The sequence below is a fragment of the Pistricoccus aurantiacus genome, assembly GCF_007954585.1.
Taxonomy (GTDB): Bacteria; Pseudomonadota; Gammaproteobacteria; order Pseudomonadales; family Halomonadaceae; genus Pistricoccus; species Pistricoccus aurantiacus.
The window spans coordinates 3,161,442-3,184,318 of sequence record NZ_CP042382.1 but is presented as its reverse complement, the minus strand read 5'-3'; the positions used below and the strand labels follow the sequence as shown (position 1 = coordinate 3,184,318).

Below are 22,877 nucleotides of genomic sequence, written 5' to 3'. Positions count from 1 at the left end.
TATGCATGGATATCAGTGACTTTTACGCCACCTTTTTCGAAGAAGCGGACGAACTGCTGGCGGATATGGAACGCCAGCTGCTGGATCTGGATATCGAGACGCCTGACCCGGAGCAGCTCAACGCGATTTTTCGCGCGGCACACTCGATCAAGGGCGGTGCGGGCACCTTCGGTTTCGATGTCCTGCAGCATACGACCCATCTGCTGGAGAACCTGCTGGACCACGCGCGCCACGAGACGCTGACCCTCGACCAGGAAATCATAGACCTCTTCCTGTTCGCCAAGGATGGTCTGCAGAATCAACTGAGCGCCTATCGAAGCGGCGCGGAACCGGACGCCGAAGAATACGCGACTATTTGCCAACGGCTCGAAAGGCTCGCCAGCCAGGAAGTCGGCCAGCCGGTCAAGAAAACGCAAGCCGCGCCCGCGGTCGCGATCCCTGGGCAGCTGTCATCCTCCGATATCGACGGGAACACGCCGCGAGTCGAAGGCGATCTGCAGCTGCTTTTTTCTGGGATAGACGAGAAGAATCGTGGGCTCCTGCTCGAGGAGCTGGCGCATCTAGGGGAGGTCAAGTCAACCCAGGGAGACGAGCATTGCTTCGAGGTGAGGCTCGCTACCGAGGTCACCGCGGAAGATATCGAGACGGTGATGTGCTTTATCATCGAGCCGGATCAGCTGCGTATCAATAAGGCAGCGCCCGAAGAAACCGATGAGGAAGCGCCGGTCGAGAAGACACTTGTCGAGAAAGCGCCTATCGAAAAAAAGACCGTCGATAAAGCGTCCAAGTCGCCGGGCACGGTTTCGCGTCAATCCAAGCCCAAGGCGGCGGTGGAATCCTCTATCCGCGTATCCGTTGAGAAAGTCGACCAGATCATCAACCTGGTCGGGGAGTTGATCATTACCCAATCCATGCTCGATGAAACCGTAAGCCGACTGCAAACCTCGGGGAATGCGGCGCTGGTCAACGGCATGAGCCTTCTCCAACGCAACGCCCGGGATCTCCAGGAAGCGGTCATGTCGATACGCATGGTGCCGATGGATTATGTCTTCAGTCGTTTTCCTCGCCTGGTGCACGATCTCGCGAAGCAGTTAGGCAAAGAAGTCGAGCTGATCACCGACGGCGAAGCCACGGAGCTCGACAAGAGCCTGACCGAGCGCATCATTGATCCCTTGACTCATCTGATACGCAATAGCCTGGATCACGGGATCGAAACCCCCGAAAAACGCGAGGCGTCGGGCAAGCCGAGAACCGGGCGCTTGACGCTTTCCGCGCAGCATCAAGGCGGCCAGATCCTGATCGAAATCGTCGACGACGGCGCGGGCATGGATCGGGAAATCCTGCTGGCCAAGGCCAGGGAAAACGGGTTGGCGATGAACGGCAATATAAGCGATGACATGAGCGATGAAGACGTCTGGCAGCTGATTTTCGCCCCGGGGTTCTCCACCAGCAAGACGGTCAGCGATGTTTCCGGTCGGGGCGTAGGCATGGATGTGGTCAAGCGCAATATCCAGAGCCTGGGAGGGCACGTCGAAATATTTTCTCGGCCCGGTGAAGGTACCACCACCCGCATCGTACTGCCGCTGACCCTGGCGATTCTCGACGGCATGTCCGTCAAGGTCGGCAATGAAATATTTGTACTGCCCTTGAGCGCCGTCATCGAATCGCTGCAGCCGACGCCATCGATGCTGCATGTCATGAACGGCCGGGATCTCCTGCTCAAGGTGCGCGACGACTACCTGCCGGTGGTGGCACTGAATCAACTGCTGGATATCGATGATGCCTGCCAGGAACCCACCCAAGGAATTCTCGTGATCGTGCGGGGCAAAGGGCGACGTTACGCACTGCTGGTGGATCGACTGGTGGGCCAGCAGCAGGTGGTGGTTAAGAATCTTGAGACCAATTATCGCAAGGTACCCGGTATTTCCGCGGCCACCATACTCGGCGACGGCAGCGTGTCGCTGATTCTGGATATCGCGGGTCTACATCATTTGAGTTGTAACCAAAAGGAACGCTTCGAGGAGCTTCAGTCATCATGAGCGAACAGCAGGCTATCATTCGTAATGAATTCGGTATCGATACCGATAATCAGAGCCGTCAATATCTCGTCTTCTCCCTGGGAGAGGAAGAGTACGCGGTGGATATTCTCAAGGTGCAGGAGATTCGTGGCTACGAAAACGTGACGCGTATCGCCAATGCGCCGGCCTTTGTCAAAGGGGTGACCAACCTGCGCGGCGTGATCGTGCCGATCGTGGATCTGCGTATCAAGTTCGATCTCGAGAAGGTGGAATACGGCGATCTGACCGCGGTCATCGTGATAAACATCGGGCAGCGTATTATCGGCATCGTGGTGGATGGGGTCTCCGATGTGATGACGCTGACGCCGGAACAGATCAAACCGACGCCGGAATTCGGCGGCGCCCTGTCCACGGAATATCTGTACGGCCTGGGAAGTCTCGAGGATCGCATGCTGATCCTGGTGGATATCGACAAGCTCTTGTCCAGCCGGGAAATGGCACTGATGCCCGAAGAAAGCCGGCAAGCCGGCTAAGGCGAGATCCCTATCTTGATAATGGATAAACAGGAAGCCGACAGGTCTCGGACATTCACCGACGGCTCGATGTTCAATAAGCGCGATCTCGTCCTGATGCCGGCGGATTTCGAGCGAATCAGGCGCTTGATTTACGCCCGGGCCGGTATCGTGCTGACGGAGCATAAAAAGGAAATGGTCTATAGCCGCCTTGCCAGGCGGTTGCAGCACCATGGAATGGCCGATTTCAAGGAATATATCGATCAGCTGGAACGGTATCCCGGGTCGTCGGAATGGGACGCCTTCACCAATGCCTTGACCACCAATCTCACGGCTTTTTTCCGCGAGGCTCATCATTTCCCGTTGCTCGCGGCGCATATTGCCGAGCGTCGAGCGCCGATCCGGATCTGGTGCGCCGCCGCCTCTACCGGAGAAGAGCCTTACTCCATCGCGATGACGGCGATCGAGACGCTAGGGTCGGCGGCGGCGAATCAGGTCCAGGTGATCGGTACGGATATTGATACGGATGCCCTGGAGATCGCTCGCTCGGGTATCTATAGCGTCGATCAGGTTCTCAAGCTCGGCCCGGAGCGCGTCAGGCGTTTCTTTCAGCGAGGCAAGGGGAGTCGAGGAGGGCTAGCTCGGGTTCATCCCACGGTTTCGCGTCTCGTGGAGTTCAAGTCGTTGAATCTGTGTGCGCCTCGCTGGCCCCTTGATGGTCCTTTCGATGTCATATTCTGTCGCAACGTGATGATCTATTTCGATAGAAAGACCCAGGCGGAAATCCTCCAGCGGTTTGCCCCCATGCTGAAACCGGATGGATTGCTGATCGCCGGACATTCCGAGAACTTCACACAAATGGATAGCCGCTTTCGTCTTCTCGGAAAGACGGTTTATGGCTTGAAATAAGACCGTCGATATTATTCGTTCAAGCGATGGCCTTCATGGTCGATAACCTATCTATCAGTCTGTCCGCTAGAGGACGTGAATTATCTAAAGATGATGCGACATTAACGCCAAATTATCCGAGTTTTATTTTTCTAAGAACAGTACGGCGATAAACAAATGAACGATTGCGTGACGGATGAGAGGTATCCGACTTGATAGCTAAGAAAATCAAGGTGCTATGCGTGGATGATTCCGCGTTGATGCGCGACCTGCTGACTGAAATAATCAACGCGCAGCCGGATATGCACGTCGTCGCCACCGCCTCTGATCCATTGATTGCCCGGGATCTGATCAAGCGTCACGACCCGGATGTATTGACGCTGGATATCAACATGCCGCGCATGGATGGCCTGGTATTTCTAACCCATTTGATGCGCCTGCGGCCAATGCCGGTACTGATGGTGTCGAGCCTGACTCGCAAGAACTCGAAGACAAGTCTCAAGGCGCTGGAGCTTGGCGCTGTGGACGTCATCGCGAAATCCGGCCTGGGAATCCGCGACAATCGGATGCATGACGATTCGTTGATTGTCGACAAGATTCGCGCCGCGGCGCAGTCCAAGCCTTGTCGGCTCGGCGCCGCGCCACGGCATGCCCTCGCCGCCTTGACATCTAGCTCTTATCCCCAAGCCAGCAAGCGATTCGTGATGATCGGCGCCTCCACTGGCGGCACCGAGGCCATTCGCCACGTGCTCGAGCCGCTGCCGGAAAACGCGCCGGGTATCGTGATCGCTCAGCACATGCCGAGCGGCTTCACTCGCTCCTTCGCGGAGCGTCTGGACCGTTCCTGTCGCATCAAGGTCAGCGAGGCGACCCACGGGGAGCCCATATTGCCCGGTCACGCCTACGTGGCCCCCGGGGGCATCCACTTGAAGGTAGCCCGCGAGGGTACCCGATACGTTCTCAAGCTGGATGACGGCGAGCCGGTCAATCGACACCGGCCTTCCGTGGATGTGCTTTTCGAGTCCGCGGCGCAGCACCTGGGAAAACTTGCCATCGGCATTCTATTGACCGGCATGGGCAAGGACGGGGCGGCGGGGCTTGGCAGGATGCGCCAGGCCGGCGCGATGACCTTGGCGCAGAACGAGGCTACCTGCGTGGTTTACGGCATGCCGCGAGAGGCGGTGGCGCAAGGCGCCGCGCGGGAAGTACTGGCCCTGAGCGAGATACCGCGTCGGCTCATGGAATCCGCTGCTAGCGCGGCTGAACACTGATTTCGAGTCCTGGCTGGTTTGGCTTCATGTCGAGGTCGACGGCCATCAAAGAGAAAGAATCCAAAGCGTACAACAGGGGATTAACGTCATGTTTGACAAGAGTATTCGCATTCTGGTGGTAGACGACTTTCCGACCATGCGGCGTATCGTACGCAGTCTGCTCAAGGAGCTTGGCTTCAGCAATATCGACGAGGCGGAAGATGGCAAGGAAGGGTTGAGGATGCTCCATCAGGACCGCTACGACTTCGTGGTGTCTGACTGGAACATGCCCAATATGGATGGATTGGAAATGCTTACGGTCATTCGAAAGGATGAGGCATTGAAGCATCTTCCCGTGTTGATGGTAACCGCAGAGGCCAAGAAGGAGAATATCATCGCCGCGGCCCAGGCCGGTGCCAATGGTTACGTGGTCAAACCCTTTACCGCCGCCACCCTTGAAGAAAAGATTGGCAAGATCTTTGCCAAGATCGGCAAATGATGCATCGAGATTCCAGGAGGTTTGACCGTGAATTCAGCTAGAACAGATAAAGGGTCAAAGAGCGAGATAAGCAATGAAGCGCTTGTCGACCGTATCGGCCATATCACCCGTATGTTGCATGACAGCCTGCGCGAGCTGGGGCTGGACAAGGAGGTCGAAAAGGTCGCCAACGCCATTCCAGACACCCGCGATCGGCTGAACTATGTCGTCACCGTCTCAGAGCGGGCGGCGGAACGGGCGCTGAATGCCGTCGATCGCGTGCAACCGATCCAAGACGAGCTCGATATCCGGACACAAGGCCTGAATGCCCGATGGCAGAACTGGCTGGAAAGCGAGGACGCCTGCGAGCGCACTCGGCAGCTGGCCTTGGATACCCAGGCGCATCTCGATGACGTGACCCGCTCGGTGCAGGTCACTCGAGATGAACTGCTTGAAATCATCATGGCGCAGGATTTTCAGGATCTCACCGGGCAGGTCATCAAGAAGATGACGGTGGTGATCTGCGGTATCGAGCAGCAGCTGCTGCAGGTTCTGCTGGATAGCAGCAGCGAGACCAAAAATCTGTGGCAGACCGGCATAAAGAGCAGGGCAGTAGAAAACTCTTCCCCAATGGCATCCTTGATCAATGGCCCCGCGGTCAAGGCGAATGAAGTAGATACTCTGAGCAGCCAGGACCAGGTGGACGACCTGCTGGACGAGCTGGGTTTTTAGCCGCTTTTGCGAGAACGCGTATTTCTTGTCCGGCTCTTGTCCGGCTAAAAGCCGATTAGGCGTCGGATTCAGCGGCTGCTCGACGCACCGCTCGGGGCAGGTTTTTTCGACAATGTTCCGCAAGGATGATGCTCCGCAGGAACAGGGTTCTTCAAGAGCGCTGTCTTCCAGAGCCACGCTGCCCTTGCAGCAATTTCAGTGCCATGAGGGCTAACGGCATGGCCGACGAGACGAGCGATCAGGAAAAGACCGAAGAGGCGACGCCGCGACGCCTGCAGAAAGCGCGGGACGACGGCCAGGTAGCGCGTTCGCGAGAGCTGACCACCTTCTTGCTGCTGCTGGGTGGCGTGATGGGGCTGTGGTTCATGGGGCAGCTGCTCAACGATCAGCTGAGCGGCGTGATGGAGCAGGCGTTTACCTTCGATCGCGCTCACGCCTTCGAGCCCAACGTCATGCTGGTGAAGGCGCTGGACCTCGGGCAGAGAACCCTGCTATCGCTGATACCGCTGTTTCTGCTGCTGACGGTACTTGCCCTGGCGGCGCCGGTGATGTTGGGGGGCTGGCTGTTTTCCGGGAAATCCTTGAAGCCCCAGTTTTCCAAGCTCAATCCGCTCAAGGGGCTCAAGCGGATGTTTTCCAGCCAGGCCCTGGCGGAACTGGCCAAGGCGATCGCCAAGTCGGTGCTGGTGGGAGGTGTGGCCACCTTCTTCCTGATGACGCACCTGGGCGAGTTCATGACCTTGATGGACATGCCGACCCATCAGGCGTTGGCCCATGCACTGCGCCTGACGGCCCAGGCCTGCGGGCTGATGATCCTGACCCTGGTGGTGGTGATTCTGATCGACGTGCCCTACCAGCTATGGAGTCACGCCAAGAAGATGCGCATGAGCAAGGAGGAGGTCAAGCGCGAACACAAGGAATCCGAGGGCGATCCTCAGCAGAAGGCGCGCATTCGTTCCCAGCAGCAGGCTATGGCTCGTGGACGCATGATGAGCAAGGTGCCGGCGGCGGACGTGATCGTCACCAACCCCACCCATTACGCGGTGGCGCTGGCCTACGACGAAACCGGCATGGGCGCGCCTCGAGTCGTCGCCAAGGGCGCGGATCAGGTGGCGGCGCGGATTCGCGAGCTGGGCAGGGAGCACCGCATTCCCTTGCTGGAAGCACCGCCCCTGGCCCGGGCGCTGTACGGCCATGTGGATCTCGATCAGGAAATCCCCGTGGCGCTGTATACCGCGGTGGCGGAAGTGCTGGCCTGGGCCTTCGGCCTGAAACGCGCGCAAACGGAAGGCAGCGAGGCACCGGTCACGCCGCGGAATCTGCCGGTACCGCAGGAGCTGGATATTGATGCAGCGTCGGGAGAATAGCGCGAAAAGAAATGCCTGAAAGCCGCGGTTGGCAGTGTTGTGGGGCTAACCCGTCGGCAGATCCAGGAGGAGGCGCTGTGAACCCCTCCTTGGGCGCTACTTTTGCCATCCATGGCAAAAGACCTCCTCCCGGACCTGCCCCCGGCGCCCCTGTCACATCTGACCATGAGTGATCTCAGAGAAGAATGAGTGAAGTTAATCAAGGCATCAGTACGATAAAGGTATCAAGACAATGAAGGCACTGGGGCAGTTACTGGGCAATCGCGCTGGCGGTGCCTCGATGTTCGGCGATCTGCAGCTGAAACTGCTGGCGGGGCCGCTTCTGATCATCATGATCCTTTCGATGATGATCCTGCCGCTGCCGCCCTTTGCCCTGGACATGCTGTTCACCTTCAATATCGCCCTGTCCATCATGGTGCTGCTGGTCAGCATGTTCACCCAGAAGCCGCTGGATTTCGCCGCCTTTCCGGCGGTCTTGCTGTTTACCACCCTGCTGCGGCTGTCCCTCAACGTGGCCTCCACCCGGGTGGTGCTGCTGGAAGGTCACCAAGGCGGCGACGCCGCGGGCAAGGTCATCGAGGCCTTCGGCCAGTTCCTGATCGGCGGCAATTTCGCCGTGGGCCTGGTGGTCTTCCTGATTCTCGTCATCATCAACTTCATGGTCATCACCAAGGGCGCCGGGCGCATCGCCGAGGTGGGGGCGCGCTTCATGCTCGACGCCATGCCCGGCAAGCAGATGGCCATCGACGCGGACCTCAACGCCGGTCTTATCGGCGAGGACGATGCCCGTACCCGGCGCGCCGAGGTATCCCAAGAAGCGGATTTCTACGGCAGCATGGATGGCGCCAGCAAGTTCGTGCGCGGCGATGCCATGGCGGGCTTGGTGATCATGGTAGTCAACGTGATCGGCGGCCTGCTGATCGGCATGCTGCAGCACGATCTCGCTTTTGCCGACGCCGCCCGTACCTATACGCTGCTGACCATCGGCGACGGCCTGGTGGCGCAGATTCCCGCTTTGGTGATTTCCACCGCCGCCGGTGTGACCGTGTCCCGGGTGACCACGGAGCAAGACGTGGGGCAGCAGATGATCAGCCAGTTGTTCGTCAATCCTCGGGTCTTGTGGCTGGCCGCCGGGGTGATGGGATTGCTCGGCCTGGTGCCGGGAATGCCCAATCTTGTGTTCCTGCTGTTCACCGGCTTCCTCGGCGGGCTGGCCTGGTGGCTCAAGCACAGCGAGGAAAAGCGCATTGTCGAGGAAGCCAACAGCGCGCCGCCGCCTCCGCCCCCGGAAGCGCCGGAGGCGAGCTGGGACGACGTGCAGCTGGTGGACACCCTGGGGCTGGAAGTCGGCCATCGTCTGATTCCCCTGGTGGATCAGCGTCAGCAGGGGGAGCTCTTGGGCCGCATCAAGAGCGTGCGCAAGAAATTCGCCCAGGAAGTCGGCTTCCTGCCACCGGTGGTGCATATCCGCGACAATCTGGAACTGGGACCCAATACCTATCTGGTGTCCCTCAAGGGCGTGGAAATCGGCCGGGCGGAGGCCTATCCAGGAAAGTGGCTGGCCATCGATCCGGGTCAGACCACCGGTCAGGTGGAAGGCATCGCGACTCAAGACCCGGCCTTCGGCCTGCCGGCGCTATGGATCGACGCCAGTCAGCGGGAACACGCTCAGGTCTACGGCTATACGGTGGTTGACGCGAGCACCGTGGTGGCGACCCACCTCAACCATCTGCTGCACCGCTATTCCAGTGAAATGCTGGGGCGCCAGGAAGTCCAGCAGCTGCTGGACAAGCTCGGCGAAAACGACAAGGCCCTGGTGGAAGAGGTCGTGCCCAAGGCGGTATCTCTCACCACCTTGCAGCGTCTGCTGCAGAATCTGCTGGAAGAGCAGGTCTCGATTCGCGACATGCGCACCATCCTCGACGTACTGGCGGAACACGGCGCCAGCCAGGACCCCAACGATCTCACCGCGCTAGTGCGCATCGCCTTGGGTCGGGCCATTGCTCAGCAATGGTTCCCCGGCGGCCAGGACATGCATGTGATCGGGCTGGATAGCCGGCTCGAGCAGGTGTTGATGCAGGCCCTCAACGGCGGCGGCGCCATGGAGCCGGGCCTGGCGGATACCCTGATGGGCCAGGCGCAGAATGCGTTGAATCGTCAGGAAACCAGCGGCGAGCCGCCGGTACTGGTGGTGCAGCACGCGCTGCGTCCGCTGATGTCGCGTTTCCTGCGTAAACACCTGCCGCAGCTGGCGGTGATGTCCCAGGCGGAACTGCCGGATGATCGGCTGTTGAAGGTGACCCAGCTCATCGGCAGCGCTTCGTGATGCGATCCTCGATTCCCTCCCTAGGACGATCCGGGGAATAGTCCCGGTCGTCGTCGTCTTTTCGATGCTTTCAAAAGGTAACTAAGTGTAATAATGGTCAGCATAAATGCTGACTTTTGTATTTCTGGTCGGCTGTTCCATGGCTCAATGGCGTTGAGGCAACCGGATGTATACCGCACAAGGCAAGATCGACCAGCGCGATATTCTCGAACAATACCTTCCCCTGGTGCGACGCCAGGCCTTGGCGTTGCGGGTGAAGCTGCCGGCCAGCGTCGAACTGGAGGATCTGATCCAGGCCGGCATGGTGGGGCTACTCGAAGCGCAAGGACGCTTCGATGCCAAGGGCGGCGCCAGCTTCGCTACCTTCGCCAGCCAGCGGGTGCGCGGGGCGATGATCGACGAGCTGCGTAGCCGAGACTGGCTGCCGCGCAGCGTGCGACGCGGCGCTAGAGAGATGGATGCCTGCGTGCAGCGTCTGGAACAGCAGCTGGGACGACCGCCGGAAGAGGCGGAAATCGCCGAACAGCTGGATATGTCCTTGGACGACTATCGCCGCCTGCTCAACGATACCAACAACGGCTATCTGCTGCCGTTCGAGGAATTGATGGAAGCCGGCGGAGAAGCCCGTCTCTGCGCGGAACCCATTCCTTCGCCTTTCGCGGCGCTGGCCAGCGGAGAGCAGCGGGAAGGGCTGATCGCCGCCATCGAGGCGTTGCCGGAGCGGGAGAAACTGCTGATGGCGCTTTATTACCAGGAAGAGCTCAACCTGAAGGAAATCGGCGCGGTGCTGGGCGTTACCGAATCCCGGGTCAGCCAGCTGCATAGTCAGGCGATCAGCCGACTGCGCGCCAAGCTTGTCAAGGCCGCCTGAACCTTCAGGGACGGTGCTTTCGAGAATGGCATCGCAAAAAAAGCGCCCCTGCGCTTGGCAAGGGCGATAGCTGCGTCAAAAACGGCTCATTCGTCAGCTGGGCTGACTCAGCTCGCGATAGTCCAGCAGTATCTCGGCGCTTTCCAGCACCTCGGCCCGGTCGATGGGATCATCTTTCTCGGTGGTGTGATCCGCCGGAACACCGCCGTTTTCCTCCACCTCTTTGCCGCGCGCATCGACCCAGCTGTCCAGCAGCTCGAGGCCCAGAGCCCGACGCCGCTGATTTTCCAGAGACAGCTGTTCCGCTTCGATGGCATCCATCTCCTTCTGACGTTGCTCCCGATTGAGGCTGACGCTGGTCTGCTGCTCGCGCAGCTGCCGAGACAGTTCCGCCTGACGCTGCAGATAGACGAAGTTGGGGTCGTCGAGAATGCGATCGCGATGCCTGGCGCGCAACGTTTCTAGATAGCGCCAAGGCTTGCCGTAATGGCGATACTGCACGTCCCGCACCGTATCCCAGGGCAGGGCGTTGTCCAGGCTGCTTTCGCCGATCAACTCGGCATCCAGCAGGCTGGGGTAGACGATATCCGGCTCGACCCCGCGCAGCTGGGTACTTTCTCCGGAAATTCGATAGAACTTGGCCCGGGTCAGCTTGATCTCGCCGTGGCTCAGTTCGTTGAGCACCTGAACGGTGCCCTTGCCGAAGGTGTCGCTGCCCAATACCAGGCCGCGACCGTAATCCTGAATGGCGCCGGCGAAGATTTCCGAGGCGGAAGCGGAGAGGCGATCCACCATCACCGCCAGAGGGCCGTCGTAGAGCATGCCGCTTTCCGTATCGCCGTAGAGGTTGATGCGCCCGTCGGCGTCCCTGACCTGTACCGTGGGTCCGCGATCGATGAATAGTCCTACCAGGGAGTTGGCTTCCTGCAGGGCGCCGCCGCCGTCGCCGCGCAGATCCAGCACGATGCCGTCAACGTCCTGTTTCTTGAGCTTTTCGATCTCCTTGGCCACGTCTCGGGTGGAGCTGCGGTAGTTCTCGTCACCCGCCTGCCAAGCATCGAAATCCACGTAGAAGGCGGGAACCTTGATGACGCCGACCTTCTGCCTCTTGCCATCCCGCTTGAACTCGAGCACCTCGCTGCTGGCGGCCTGATCTTCCAGCTTGACCGTGTCCCGGGTGATCTTGACGACCTGGGAGCGGGTGGTGTCGACGGATTCCGCGGGAATGACGTCCAGGCGCACCGTGGAACCCTTGGGACCGCGAATCAGCTCCACCACGTCGTCGAGCCGCATGCCCACCACGTTGACCATTTCACCGTTATTGTCCTGACCCACCGCGATGATGCGATCCGCGGGTTTCAGCACCCCGGCTTTTTCCGCCGGGCCGCCGGGCACCAGACTTGCCACCTTGACGTATTCGCCGTCGCTCTGCAGCAGGGCGCCGATGCCTTCCAGAGAAAGCCGCATCTGAATATCGAAGGATTCCCCCTGACGCGGAGAAAGATAGTCCGTGTGCGGATCGATGCTGCTGGTTACCGCCGCCATGAACACGCCGAAGATGTCTTCCGCGTTGGTCTGACGGATTCGCGAAAGCTGGCCTTCATAACGCTGACGAAGGGCATCTTCCACTTCCTGATCGCTCTGGCCGCTCAGGGAAAGGCTCAAGGCGGCGTTCTCCAGGCGCTTTTCCCAGAGGGTGTCGAGAGCCGAATTGGTATGCTCCCAATCCTCGTCCTTGCGGTCGATAATCAAGCGCTCGTTTGTATCGTAGGCATAGTCGAGCCCCCCCTCCAGCTTGGCCAGAATCCATTCGAGCCGAGCTTCCAGACGCTCTTGATAACGCTGATAGAGGGCGAAGACGTCTTCCAGATCGCCGTCGTAGAGCACGTCATCGAGCTTCGTCTGCAGCGGCTGGCGAAACTCTTCCACGTCCCGGTACAGTAGATAGGCACGCTGGGGATCGAGATAGTCGAGATAGCGCTGAAAGGTACGCAGCGACCAGGCGTCGTCAAGCTTCACATCCGCGTAGTGGCCGTAGCGCAGGGCATCGGCGACTTCCGCAGCGGCCTGGCGCTGTTCGCTGGTGGGCTTTGGCTCGCTGATGGATTGGGGCTCGGCAAGGGCCGAGCTGCTGGCAAGCAGCAATATTGCGATAATCGTCGCTCGCTGCAAGAAGGCTTGCCACAAGAACGCTTGCCGCGGGAATCGCCGCAGGGCTGCAGTCAGGCTCATCGATGAAGCACTCCCAGATTCATGTACACTCTTTCCTTGAAGACCCTCGTTCGGCAGCCGCGTTGCGAAGGCCGAACCCTTATTGTAACAGTATGGGTCACGAGACATAGCCCCGGATGAGAATGATGATGCCCTTGAATGATAGCTCGGACTCACTGCTTGATTTCCTCGAGCGCTCGCCGACCCCTTGGCACGCCACCGCCAACATGGCCGAGCGGCTTGAAACGGCAGGGTTTCGCCGCCTGGAAGAAATGCGATCCTGGCAGCTGAGTCCCGGTGATCGAATCTATGTGACCCGCAACGATTCCTCGCTGATTGCCTGTCGGCTGCCGGAGAGTCCGCTGACGGCGCTGCGCCTGGTGGGGGCCCACACGGATAGCCCCGGGCTCCGGCTCAAGCCGAATCCCGAACAGACAAGCGCCGGCTGGCTGCAGCTCGGCGTCGAGGTCTACGGCGGCGCCTTGCTGGCGCCCTGGTTCGACCGCGACCTGGCCCTGGCGGGCCGAGTGCACATGCGAAAGCCCAGCGGCGAGATTGCCAGCGTGCTGCTCGATACCCGGCGCCCGGTGGCGATCATTCCCAGCCTGGCGATCCATCTGGACCGGGAGGTCAACAACGGCCGCGCCATCAATCCCCAGACCCAGATGGCGCCGGTGTTCATGCAGTACGGCCAGGAAGGGGACTTCGAACGCTTGCTCAAGGGCTGGATAGAGGAACAGCACGCTATCAAGGATGCTACGCCCTTGAGTTTCGAGCTGGCGCTCTACGACACCCAGCCGCCGGCCCGAGTCGGTGTGGCGGGCGAGTTGATCGCCAGCGCTCGGTTGGATAACCTGCTTTCCTGCTTTATCGGCCTTGAGGCCCTGCTGGCCAGCGACCGCAGCCAGGGCGCGTTGCTGGTAGCCAACGATCACGAGGAAGTGGGCAGCGCCAGCGCCGGCGGCGCTCAGGGGCCTTTCCTGAGCGATGTACTGCGACGTATCAATGCTCAGGTCGGAGAGAGTGGTGAAGAGGGCTTTGTTCGGCTGATCCAGTCCTCGCGGCTGATTTCCTGCGACAACGCCCATGCCCTGCATCCCAACTTCACCGACAAGCACGATGCCCAGCACGGCCCGGCCATCAACGGCGGGCCGGTGATCAAGGTCAACGCCAATCAGCGCTATGCCACCACCAGCGCTACCGCCGCCATGTTCAGCGAGCTGTGCCGAGAAGCGGACGTGCCGGTACAACGCTTCGTCACTCGGGCGGACATGGCCTGCGGCAGCACCATCGGACCGATTACCGCCGCGGAACTCGGGGTGCCGACGCTTGATGTAGGCATTCCTCAGTGGGGCATGCACTCGATCCGCGAAACCGCCGGCAGTCAGGACGCGGAACAGCTGATTCGTGTTTTGACACTATTCTTCAACCGAGCGCGGCTGGATTAACGATCGCGGCAACCAAAAACCCCCGCTTCTCGAGAAGCGGGGGTTTTCATAGTGCGCATGTTCTGGTGGCTACGCCCTGACTCGAACAGGGGACCCCATCATTATGAGTGATGTGCTCTAACCAACTGAGCTACGTAGCCGACGGGTGCGAATATTACTGATAGACCCATGAACGGTCAAGGATTTTGTAACGCCTTTTTAGACGTTGAAGCGGAAATGAATCACGTCCCCATCCTGGACGATGTAGTCCTTGCCTTCCAGCCGCCACTTGCCCGCGTCCTTGGCCGCCTGCTCGCCCCCCAGGGTGACGAAATCTTCATAGCCGATCACTTCCGCGCGGATGAAGCCCTTCTGGAAATCCGTGTGGATCACTCCGGCGGCCTGCGGCGCGGTGGCGCCGACCGGCACGGTCCAGGCGCGCACTTCCTTGACCCCGGCGGTGAAGTAGGTCTGCAGGTCAAGCAAGGCGTAGCCGGCACGAATCACCCGGTCGAGGCCAGGTTCTTCCATGCCCATCTCGTCGAGGAACATGGCCCGTTCCTCCTCGTCTAGCTCGGCGATTTCCGCCTCGATCTGATTGCACACCGGCACCACCGTGGCGCCTTCCTGGGCGGCAACCTCCCGTACCGTGTCCAGATAAGGGTTGTTCTCGAAACCGTCGTCGTTGACGTTGGCGATATACATGGTGGGCTTGAGAGTCAGGAAGCCGAAACCCTTGAGCGCGCGCTTTTCCTCGTCTTCCAGGCCGAAGCTGCGCAGGGGCAGGCCCTCCGCCAGATGCGGCTGAATCTTCTCGAGAATCGCCTTGGTGGCAACGGCCTCCTTGTCGCCACCTTTAGCCACTCGCACCAGGCGCTGAATGGCGCGCTCGACGGTGTCCAGATCCGCGAGAGCGAGCTCTATGTTGATGATCTCGATATCCGCGCCGGGGTCGACCTGGTTGGCGACGTGAATCACGTTATCGTTGTCGAAGCAGCGCACCACGTGGGCGATGGCGTCGGTCTCGCGGATATTGGCGAGAAACTTGTTGCCCAGGCCCTCGCCCTTGGAAGCGCCGGCTACTAGCCCGGCGATATCGACGAATTCCATGGTGGTGGGCAGCACCTTCTGGGGCTTGACGATTTCCGCCAGCTTGTCGAGTCGGGGATCCGGCATGGGCACGATGCCCACGTTGGGCTCGATGGTGCAGAAGGGAAAGTTCTCCGCGTCGATGCTGGATCTGGTCAACGCATTGAAAAGAGTGGACTTGCCGACGTTGGGCAAGCCGACGATACCGCAGTTGAAACCCATGGAGTATTCCTGAAATTCGGTGAAAAACGATGCGGGCATTCTACGCCACTGAGCAGTCCTTCACTAACCCTTGAAACTGTGGAGTCGATTCATCGCCTTGGCCCAGTCGCCGTGAATGGCGTCCGGCAGGGTGGCCTTGATCTCGTCGATGGCGGCGTCGATGGCCGCGCGTTCCGTCTTGCCGGGCCGGCTCAGCACGTAGTTGACCACCTGACGCGCCTCGCCGGGATGGCCGATGCCGATACGCAGGCGGTGGAAGTCCCGTACGCCGCCCAAGGCGCTGATGGTATCCCGCAGGCCGTTGTGACCGCCGTGGCCACCGCCCTGCTTGTAGCGGGCGATGCCCGGGGCGATATCCAGTTCGTCATGAGCGATCAACAGTTCCTGGGGCGTCAGCTTGAAGAACTGACAGAGCGCCGCCACCGCGCCGCCGCTGCGATTCATGAAGGTCTGAGGACTGAGCAGGTGAATGTCGGAATCCGCTAGCCGCACCTTGGCGTAGTGGCCGAGAAACTTGCGCTCCGGTCGCAGGGGCTGATTGACTTCGTCTGCCAGGGCTTCCACCAGCCAGGCGCCGGCGTTGTGTCGAGTGGCGTCGTATTCCGGACCGGGATTGCCGAGGCCGATGATCGCCTTGAGTTGACTCATTGGCTTTCTCCAAAGAAGCGGACTTCCTTGCAAAAAAATCAAGCGCCGGGTCAGCGGCGCTTGATTCAACGACGGAGGGAGTCGTTCGATCCAAAAAGCGAGTTTACTCGCTCTTGTTCTCGCCTTCTTCCTCACCGCCTTCCTGATCCTTCTCGGCGCTTTCCTCGCCGGCAGCAGCTTCCTCGCCTTCGATTTCCTCTTCATCGCGAACTCGAGACTTGGCGATGTTGAGAATGGCGTAGTCGTACTCCTCGCCATGGCTGAGGGCCACGGAGGTCACGCCTTCCGGCAGGGTGACGTCGGACAGGTGCAGCGTGGTGCCGACTTCCAGCTTGGCGATATCCACTTCCAGGTAGTCCGGCAGATCCTTCGGCAGACAGCTGATCTCGACTTCCGTCATCAGCTGATGCAGCTCGCCGTCCTGATCCTTGATACCCACGCACTCGTCCTGACCGGTCACGTGCAGCGGCACGTTCATGGTGAAGATTTCCTTGGCGCTGACGCGCATGAAGTCCGCGTGGGTGACCAGCGGCTTGTAGGGATGGCGCTGCAGATCGCGCACCACGACCTGATATTTCTTGCCGTCCACCACCAGATCGATGAGGGAAGAGAAGAAGAGTTCATCCTCGATGGCCTTGTAGAAAGCAGCCTTTTCCACGGCGATGGGGCGTGGCGCTCGGTCGCCGCCATAGACGATAGCGGGAATATACTTGTCTTCGCGACGCAGGCGGCGGCTCGCACCTTTCCCCAGATCGTCACGGACCTTGACGTTGAGTTTGAAATCGGACATTTAGGTAAACCTCGTTGGTTATGATAAGGAAATCATCGAGGCTCGCGACCAAACCTCGACGTTTCCGATAGCGTCTCGCGACGCTTGTACCCGCAACCATGTTGTCAACTGAAGCGCTCGATAAAGCGCGCTCAATGAAACATGGCGCTGACGGATTCTTCGTTGCTGACCCGGCGGATCGCCTCGGCGATCAGGCCGGCCACGCTGAGCTGGCGGATCTTGCCGCAGCGCCGCGCCGGCTCGGACAGCAAGATGGTGTCGGTGACGACGAGCTCATCGAGCACGGAGCCTGCGATGTTGTCCACCGCCGGCCCGGACAGTATGGGATGAGTGGCGTAGGCCACGACCCGCTGGGCGCCGCGTTCCTTCAGGGCTTCCGCCGCCTTGCACAGGGTGCCGGCGGTATCCACCATGTCGTCCACCACCACGCAGGTGCGGCCCTGGATATCCCCGATGATGTTCATCACCTGGGCCTGGTTGGCAGTGGGGCGACGCTTGTCGATGATCGCCAGGTCGACGTTGAGCTGCTTGGCGATGGCCCGGGCGCGCACCACGCCGCCCACGTCCGGAGAGACGACCACCAGGTCGTCGTAGTTCTGGCGCTCGATATCGTCGAGGAGAATCGGCGAGCCGTAGACGTTGTCCACCGGCACGTCGAAAAACCCCTGAATCTGATCCGCGTGGAGATCCATGGTCATCACCCGGTCGACCCCGGCCTTGACCATCATGTCCGCCACCACCTTGGCGGATATCGGTACTCGGGCGGAGCGTACCCGGCGATCCTGGCGAGCGTAGCCGAAGTAGGGCACCACCGCGGTGATGCGAGCGACGGAGGCTCGGCGCAGCGCGTCGACCATCAGGATCAGTTCCATCAGATTGTCATTGGTGGGCGCGCAGGTCGACTGCAGGATGAAGACATCCTTGCCGCGCACGTTCTCATTGATCTCGACCGTGATTTCCCCGTCGCTGAACTGGCCGACCATGGCGTGACCCAGGCGATTGTCCAGGGCTTCGGCAATCTTGCGGGCGAGTTCGGGATTGGCGTTCCCGGCGAAAACCATCAATTTTGACACGCGCAGCCACCTTTGGAATTGAAAATCGCTTAAAGGGATGCCGACGTTTGTATCGCAAGAGCGGAGAAAGGCGTCAGTGGCGACATCCCAGTGCTGCATGAAGGGGGGAGACGTTCACGCCACGAGCCACGAAGGCTTGCCAGTCATGATCGATCTGCTGCTTGACCCAAGCCGCCTGATCCGCGCTGTCGAAGCGGGCGAACAGACAGGCACCGGTGCCTGTCAGCAGGGTCGGTGCGAAGCCGGAGAGCCATTCACGGGCTTCGGCTACCTGGGGGTAAAGTGCGCATACCGTCGCTTCGCAGTCGTTGCGCCAGGACGACGCTCCCCTCTGCAGTGCGCGCGCCATAGTAATGGGGGGGCTGTGGCGTGTCAATTGCGGCGCCTGGAATATCGCCGGGGTGGACACGGAAACACCCGGATGCACCACCAGAAAAAAAGGGGTATCCAGCTCCACCGGGGTGAGCTGTTCGCCGACGCCTTCCGCCCAGGCCGCCCGGCCCAGCAGAAAGACCGGCACATCCGCCCCCAGGGCGAGGCCGAGGTCCGCCAGATGCTGTCGGGAATAGCCAAGGTCCCATAGATGATCCAGGGCCAGCAGAGTAGTGGCGGCGTTGGAACTGCCGCCCCCCAGACCGCCCCCCAGCGGCAGGCGCTTGTCGAGCAGGATATCTGCCCCCAGCCGAGTGCCGCTTTCTTCCTGGAGTTTTCGAGCGGCGCGCAGGATCAGGTTGTCCTGCTCATTGACGCCGGAAATTTGCGGGCTCAAGCGAAGTTCGCCATCGTCCCGCGGGCGAAAGCTCAGGGTGTCGCCGATATCGAGAAATTGAAACAGCGTCTGCAGGCGGTGATAGCCCCGCTGCGGGCCCGCCTCGATGCGTCCGGTGATATGCAGCATACGGTTGAGCTTGGCCGGGGAGGGCAGCGTCAGCGCCTCATTCATCGTCGGGCTCCAGCCGCCATTGATTGACGACTAGCGTGGCGCGCAGCCCTTTCTGACTCATGACCAGGCGGCGCGGCAGCCAAACATCGCCGGCGGCTACCCAGTCTCGATAGGCGATTTCCCAGCCCTGCTGCTGCAGATAGAGCGGATAGCCCTTGGCATCGGTCTCGCGCTGATAGCTGGCATCTGGCGTCGGCAGGCCGCGTACCCAGTAGTCCAGGGCGGATACCGGCAGCGACCAGCCGAGCTGCTCTTCCATCAGGGCTTCCGGAGTGTCCGCCTGAAAACGGCCTTCGCTGGTGATGAGAGTGACGCCCTGGTCATTGCCTTCCAGGGTGCTGCGACCGCTGCCGAAAGGGCCGCTCAGCAGCAGGCGATAATAGGTCGGGCTTTGCCACCAGTCGAGGTTGGCGCTGACGGAATCCTCCGGGGTACGCAGTCCCACCTTGCCGGTCAGCTGCCAGTTGTTCATGGCTTCCAGGCGGGACTGCTGATCGCTCCACTGGCCGCGCATCTGGCTTTCCGGCGCCGGCGCGCGGCCAGCGCAGCCCGCCAGCAGAGCAAGAGTGAACAACAGGGCTGAGACAGAGGCCAAGCTTCGCTTCATGGGTTCGATCTCTTGAAAACTGATGGTTGAAAGTCGAGACTCAGGGCGCCAGTGCCGGAATTCGCTGCAGCAGATCGTCGATCTTGGGACGCGGCTCGAAACGTTCTACCGCCTGTTCGATCAGGGCCTTGGCTTCTTCCTCGCGTCCCAGCCGCCACAGCACTTCCGCCAGATGGGCGGCGACTTCCTGATCCGGCATCAGCGCGTAGGCGCGCTGCAGATACGGGAGAGCCTCGTCGTTCTGGCCTTGCTTGTGAAGCACCCAGCCCAGGCTATCGAGAATCGCCGGGCTGTCTGGCTGCAGGCGGTGGGCGCGCTCGATCAACGTCTGGGCTTCGTCGTAGCGCCGGGTATCGTCCGCCAGGGTATAACCCAAGGCGTTGAGCGCCATGGCACTATCCGGATCGTTTTCGATGATCCGGCGCAGATTGCGCTCCAGCGTCGCCAGGTCGCCCTGTCGGTAGGCGCGCATGGCCTGGACATACAGCAGATCCGGATCCTCCGGCTGCGCCTCGAGGGCCCTGTCGAGGATTTGCGTGGCCTGGCGCTGCTCGCCCTGCTGGTCGAGCAGCTCGACTTCCAGCATGGTCAGCTCGCTTGCCTGCTCCGGATAACGCCGGCGTTCGCTTTCCAGAAATTCCCAGGCATCCGGCTGACGCTCCGCCTCGATCAACATGCGCGCGGCCCGTGCCCGGGTTTCCAGAAACTCGTCTCCCGGGGGTACCTGGCGGTAGTACAGCAGGGCGTTATCCACATCATTCTGCGCTTCATCGATGGCGCCGAGCAGCATGAATACCATCGGCCTGGCGTCCTGGCGTTCCGTCAGGGGCAGCAGCAGGCGCTCCGCCGGGGCCGGATAACCCTCGTCGAGATACAGCCTGGCCAGGGCGATGCGCAGGTCGTCGTTGCGTTCCTGGCTGGCCAACAGACGATCGGCCTGGGTTTCCGCCGCCTCTGGATTGTTCAGGCGCAGCTCGCTTTGCACCAGCATCACCATGAAGCGTCCGTCCTGAGGCGCCGCCTCGAGCCCCCGCTTCGCGGCGCGTCTGGCCTGAACCGGGTCGTCGCGTTCAAGATCCAGGGTGGCACGAATCAGCCATAGCTCCGGCAGTTCGGGGTGGGTCCTGGCGAGTTCCTTGAGCCGTGCCTCCGCTCGAGCCGTTTCGCCGTTGGCGGCTTCCAGCAGCGCGGTGGCCAGTATCGCGTCGTGATAATGCGGATGTTGAGGGTCGAGGTTCCGGTCCAGATAGCGGCGAAGCCGGGCGATCAGAGGCGGCAGGGGTGCGCCGGCTTCTACCGCTTGTTCGGCGAAATCCGCAAGCTCTCCGTATTCTCCCTGCTTCACCAGCGCCAGACGCTGGTCCAGGCTTTGCTGCCAGTCGCCGCGCTGCATGGCCAGGCTGGCCAGAAGCCGCAGCGGCGCGGTGGAATTCGGCGACAGTTGCCGCCACTCGTTGGACACCGCCTGCAGCAGCGCCGGCTGCTCGCTGAACCGTGCCGCCAGGGCGGCGCGCTCCACCAGTGGCTCGCTCCGGTAGCGCCGAGCGGCCTTCAGATAGCCTTGGGCAGCCCGAGCGAAATCACGACGCTGCCCCGCCAGCTCGGCGATCAACAGGGTATTCAGGCCCTCGGCATCCAGTCCTCGGGTAATGGGCGGAGCGCCTTCAAGCGGATCCTTGTCCGGCGCTCGATTGGAAGGCATGCCTTGACAGGCGGTCAGCAGCAAGGTCGTCGTGGGTATCAGCGCCAGGCAAAGCAGGAATAAGCGCATGGTGGTCTCATCTGGGTGATCGAGGGCTCAGCATAACGATTCGCCACCCCGGGGCAAAGCCGGTCTTGAAGACCAAGGCGAATAGGATAGGCGAGGTGATTCCAGGGGCCCCATATTTTTCTTGATCCCTTGGGTTTCTTGGCCCGCCCGGCCTGAATGTTCTCACGCTAATGCTCGTGGTGGATAGACTTGCCCAGCGGCGATACAATACCCGATCGACGCATCAGTGATGTGCACGCCTATCCCGATTGATTGAAGGCGTCCAAGAACGCCTCTTTTTCAACCATTTCCAGCGATGACCCTGACTGCATGACGCTTCTGGCCCTTGGCATCAACCACAAGACCGCCACCGTGGAGGTGCGCGAGCAGGTGGCTTTTACTCCGGTACAGCTGGAAAAGGCGCTGACGGAGCTGCGCGCCCTCAGCGTGGTGCACGAGGCGGCGGTGCTTTCCACCTGCAACCGCACCGAACTCTACTGCGTGGTCGATGACGCCGGCGAGCAGCCGGTGCTTGCCTGGCTGAGCCGTTTCCATGACTTGAGGATCGAACAGCTGACCCGCTGTGCCTATCACTACCATGAAGGCGAGGCGGCGCGTCATCTGATGCGGGTGGCCGTGGGGCTGGATTCCATGGTGCTGGGAGAGCCGCAGATTCTCGGCCAGCTCAAGGATGCCTATCAGTTCGCGCGAACGCACAAAGGGCTCGGCGGAGAGCTCGAGCGGCTGTTCCAGCATACCTTCGCAGTGGCCAAGCAGGTACGCACGGAAACCGCCATCGGCGAGAATCCGGTCTCCGTGGCCTACGCGGCGGTCAGTATGGCAAGCCACATCTTCGATGACTTCTCTCGCGCCACCGCACTCTTGATCGGCGCCGGAGAGACCATCGAGCTGGTAGCGCGGCATCTGTTCGACGCCGGGGTCGGCAGCCTGATCGTCGCCAATCGAACCCGGGAGCGGGCGGAGCGTGTGGCCGGGAGCATCAACGCCCAGGCCATCAGCCTAGACGAGATTCCGGACGCCCTGGCCAAGGCGGATATCGTGATTTCCTCCACCGCGGCGCCGCTGCCGATTCTCGGCAAGGGCATGGTGGAGCGTGCGCTCAAGAAGCGCCGCTATCGCCCGGTGTTCATGGTGGATATCGCCGTGCCCCGGGATATCGAGCCGCAGGTGGGGGAGTTGAGCGATGTCTTCCTGTATACCGTGGATGACCTTCAGGAAGTCATCGAGGAAAACCGCCGCCACCGTCAGGTGGCCGCAGAGCAAGCGGAAACCCTGATCGAGCAGGGGGTCGAGCACTGGCAGCACGAGCGACGAATCCGCAGCGCCGGTGATCTGATCCGCCGCTATCGCGGCTATGGAGACGAACTGCGGGCGGCGTCCGAAGCGCAGGCCCTGGCTCAGCTGGCCCGAGGCGAGGATCCGGAAAAGGTCGTCTCGCGGCTGGCGAAACAGCTGGCCAACAAGCTGATGCATGGCCCGACGCTCAAGCTGCGAGAGGCCTCCGGGGCCCAGCGTCAGGATCTGATCAAAGCGGCGGAAGCCTTGCTGCTCGATCCTTCCGCGCCTTCCCGGGATTCGTGACTCGCATAAGCGCCGTGATGCTCGACGCTCAAGAATTCAATTTATCCCTCTTACTCAGTCACCAGGAGTCTCG

Annotated in this window: 19 protein-coding genes and 1 tRNA gene; 11 read left to right on the top strand and 9 right to left on the bottom strand. The window is 60.9% G+C overall.

Going from position 1 to position 22,877, the window contains the following annotated elements; translation table 11 throughout:
- The first annotated feature begins 5 nt into the window (after window positions 1–5).
- The 9 genes from cheA (at window position 6) to FGL86_RS14990 (ending at window position 10,442) form a co-directional block, all read left to right on the top strand.
- A complete protein-coding gene (cheA, locus tag FGL86_RS15030; protein WP_147185438.1) occupies window positions 6–2,039 on the top strand; it encodes a chemotaxis protein CheA in 2,034 nt (677 codons plus the stop codon).
- Window positions 2,036–2,551, top strand: coding sequence for a chemotaxis protein CheW (locus tag FGL86_RS15025; RefSeq protein ID WP_147185436.1), 516 nt, complete (start codon window positions 2,036–2,038; stop codon window positions 2,549–2,551). The genes cheA and FGL86_RS15025 overlap by 4 nt, the downstream gene beginning before the upstream one ends.
- Before the next feature lie 69 nt (window positions 2,552–2,620).
- Window positions 2,621–3,439: a CheR family methyltransferase gene (locus FGL86_RS15020; protein WP_147185434.1), complete on the top strand. Its 819-nt coding sequence runs from the start codon at window positions 2,621–2,623 to the stop codon at window positions 3,437–3,439.
- Window positions 3,440–3,630: 191 nt separating this feature from the next.
- Window positions 3,631–4,689 (top strand): protein-glutamate methylesterase/protein-glutamine glutaminase, encoded by a 1,059-nt coding sequence (locus tag FGL86_RS15015; RefSeq protein ID WP_147185432.1) that lies wholly within the window; start codon window positions 3,631–3,633, stop codon window positions 4,687–4,689.
- Window positions 4,690–4,777: 88 nt separating this feature from the next.
- On the top strand, window positions 4,778–5,167 hold the full coding sequence (gene cheY, locus FGL86_RS15010) for a chemotaxis response regulator CheY (RefSeq protein ID WP_147185430.1): 390 nt from the start codon (window positions 4,778–4,780) through the stop codon (window positions 5,165–5,167).
- 27 nt (window positions 5,168–5,194) lie between these two features.
- Complete coding sequence (locus tag FGL86_RS15005; RefSeq protein WP_246131656.1) at window positions 5,195–5,878, top strand: protein phosphatase CheZ; 684 nt, start codon at window positions 5,195–5,197, stop codon at window positions 5,876–5,878.
- A 218-nt stretch (window positions 5,879–6,096) separates the two neighbouring features.
- The gene (flhB, locus tag FGL86_RS15000; RefSeq protein ID WP_147185429.1) at window positions 6,097–7,245 is read left to right on the top strand and encodes a flagellar biosynthesis protein FlhB; all 1,149 of its coding nucleotides are present in this window, start codon (window positions 6,097–6,099) and stop codon (window positions 7,243–7,245) included.
- A gap of 232 nt (window positions 7,246–7,477) precedes the next feature.
- Window positions 7,478–9,571 carry a flagellar biosynthesis protein FlhA gene (gene flhA / locus FGL86_RS14995; RefSeq protein WP_147185427.1) on the top strand — a complete coding sequence of 698 codons (2,094 nt, stop codon included), beginning with the start codon at window positions 7,478–7,480 and terminating at the stop codon, window positions 9,569–9,571.
- A 166-nt stretch (window positions 9,572–9,737) separates the two neighbouring features.
- Window positions 9,738–10,442 carry an RNA polymerase sigma factor FliA gene (locus FGL86_RS14990; RefSeq protein WP_147185424.1) on the top strand — a complete coding sequence of 235 codons (705 nt, stop codon included), beginning with the start codon at window positions 9,738–9,740 and terminating at the stop codon, window positions 10,440–10,442.
- A 93-nt stretch (window positions 10,443–10,535) separates the two neighbouring features.
- Here the strand turns inward: FGL86_RS14990 and FGL86_RS14985 are convergent, their stop codons facing one another.
- Window positions 10,536–12,674 carry a carboxy terminal-processing peptidase gene (locus FGL86_RS14985; protein WP_147185423.1) on the bottom strand — a complete coding sequence of 713 codons (2,139 nt, stop codon included), beginning with the start codon at window positions 12,672–12,674 and terminating at the stop codon, window positions 10,536–10,538.
- Between the two features lie 134 nt (window positions 12,675–12,808).
- Here FGL86_RS14985 and FGL86_RS14980 point away from each other — a divergent pair, with 134 nt between their 5' ends.
- Window positions 12,809–14,101: a M18 family aminopeptidase gene (locus FGL86_RS14980; protein ID WP_425468290.1), complete on the top strand. Its 1,293-nt coding sequence runs from the start codon at window positions 12,809–12,811 to the stop codon at window positions 14,099–14,101.
- A gap of 63 nt (window positions 14,102–14,164) precedes the next feature.
- Here FGL86_RS14980 and FGL86_RS14975 read toward each other — a convergent pair.
- From FGL86_RS14975 to FGL86_RS14940, 8 genes are all read right to left on the bottom strand, one after another.
- A tRNA-Met gene (locus tag FGL86_RS14975) sits at window positions 14,165–14,241 on the bottom strand.
- A gap of 58 nt (window positions 14,242–14,299) precedes the next feature.
- Window positions 14,300–15,391, bottom strand: a complete 1,092-nt coding sequence (gene ychF / locus FGL86_RS14970; RefSeq protein ID WP_147185419.1) for a redox-regulated ATPase YchF — start codon at window positions 15,389–15,391, stop codon at window positions 14,300–14,302.
- A 63-nt stretch (window positions 15,392–15,454) separates the two neighbouring features.
- Window positions 15,455–16,039 carry an aminoacyl-tRNA hydrolase gene (gene pth / locus FGL86_RS14965; RefSeq protein WP_147185417.1) on the bottom strand — a complete coding sequence of 195 codons (585 nt, stop codon included), beginning with the start codon at window positions 16,037–16,039 and terminating at the stop codon, window positions 15,455–15,457.
- Window positions 16,040–16,142: 103 nt separating this feature from the next.
- The gene (locus FGL86_RS14960; protein ID WP_147185415.1) at window positions 16,143–16,829 is read right to left on the bottom strand and encodes a 50S ribosomal protein L25/general stress protein Ctc; all 687 of its coding nucleotides are present in this window, start codon (window positions 16,827–16,829) and stop codon (window positions 16,143–16,145) included.
- Between the two features lie 131 nt (window positions 16,830–16,960).
- Window positions 16,961–17,902 (bottom strand): ribose-phosphate pyrophosphokinase, encoded by a 942-nt coding sequence (locus FGL86_RS14955; protein WP_186764418.1) that lies wholly within the window; start codon window positions 17,900–17,902, stop codon window positions 16,961–16,963.
- Between the two features lie 73 nt (window positions 17,903–17,975).
- Window positions 17,976–18,845 carry a 4-(cytidine 5'-diphospho)-2-C-methyl-D-erythritol kinase gene (ispE, locus tag FGL86_RS14950; protein WP_147185413.1) on the bottom strand — a complete coding sequence of 290 codons (870 nt, stop codon included), beginning with the start codon at window positions 18,843–18,845 and terminating at the stop codon, window positions 17,976–17,978.
- Window positions 18,838–19,452 carry a lipoprotein insertase outer membrane protein LolB gene (gene lolB / locus FGL86_RS14945; protein ID WP_147185411.1) on the bottom strand — a complete coding sequence of 205 codons (615 nt, stop codon included), beginning with the start codon at window positions 19,450–19,452 and terminating at the stop codon, window positions 18,838–18,840. The genes ispE and lolB overlap by 8 nt, the downstream gene beginning before the upstream one ends.
- Window positions 19,453–19,492: 40 nt before the next feature.
- The gene (locus tag FGL86_RS14940; RefSeq protein WP_147185409.1) at window positions 19,493–21,223 is read right to left on the bottom strand and encodes a tetratricopeptide repeat protein; all 1,731 of its coding nucleotides are present in this window, start codon (window positions 21,221–21,223) and stop codon (window positions 19,493–19,495) included.
- A gap of 309 nt (window positions 21,224–21,532) precedes the next feature.
- Here FGL86_RS14940 and hemA point away from each other — a divergent pair, with 309 nt between their 5' ends.
- Window positions 21,533–22,804 (top strand): glutamyl-tRNA reductase, encoded by a 1,272-nt coding sequence (gene hemA, locus FGL86_RS14935; protein ID WP_147185407.1) that lies wholly within the window; start codon window positions 21,533–21,535, stop codon window positions 22,802–22,804.
- Window positions 22,805–22,877: the final 73 nt, after the last annotated feature.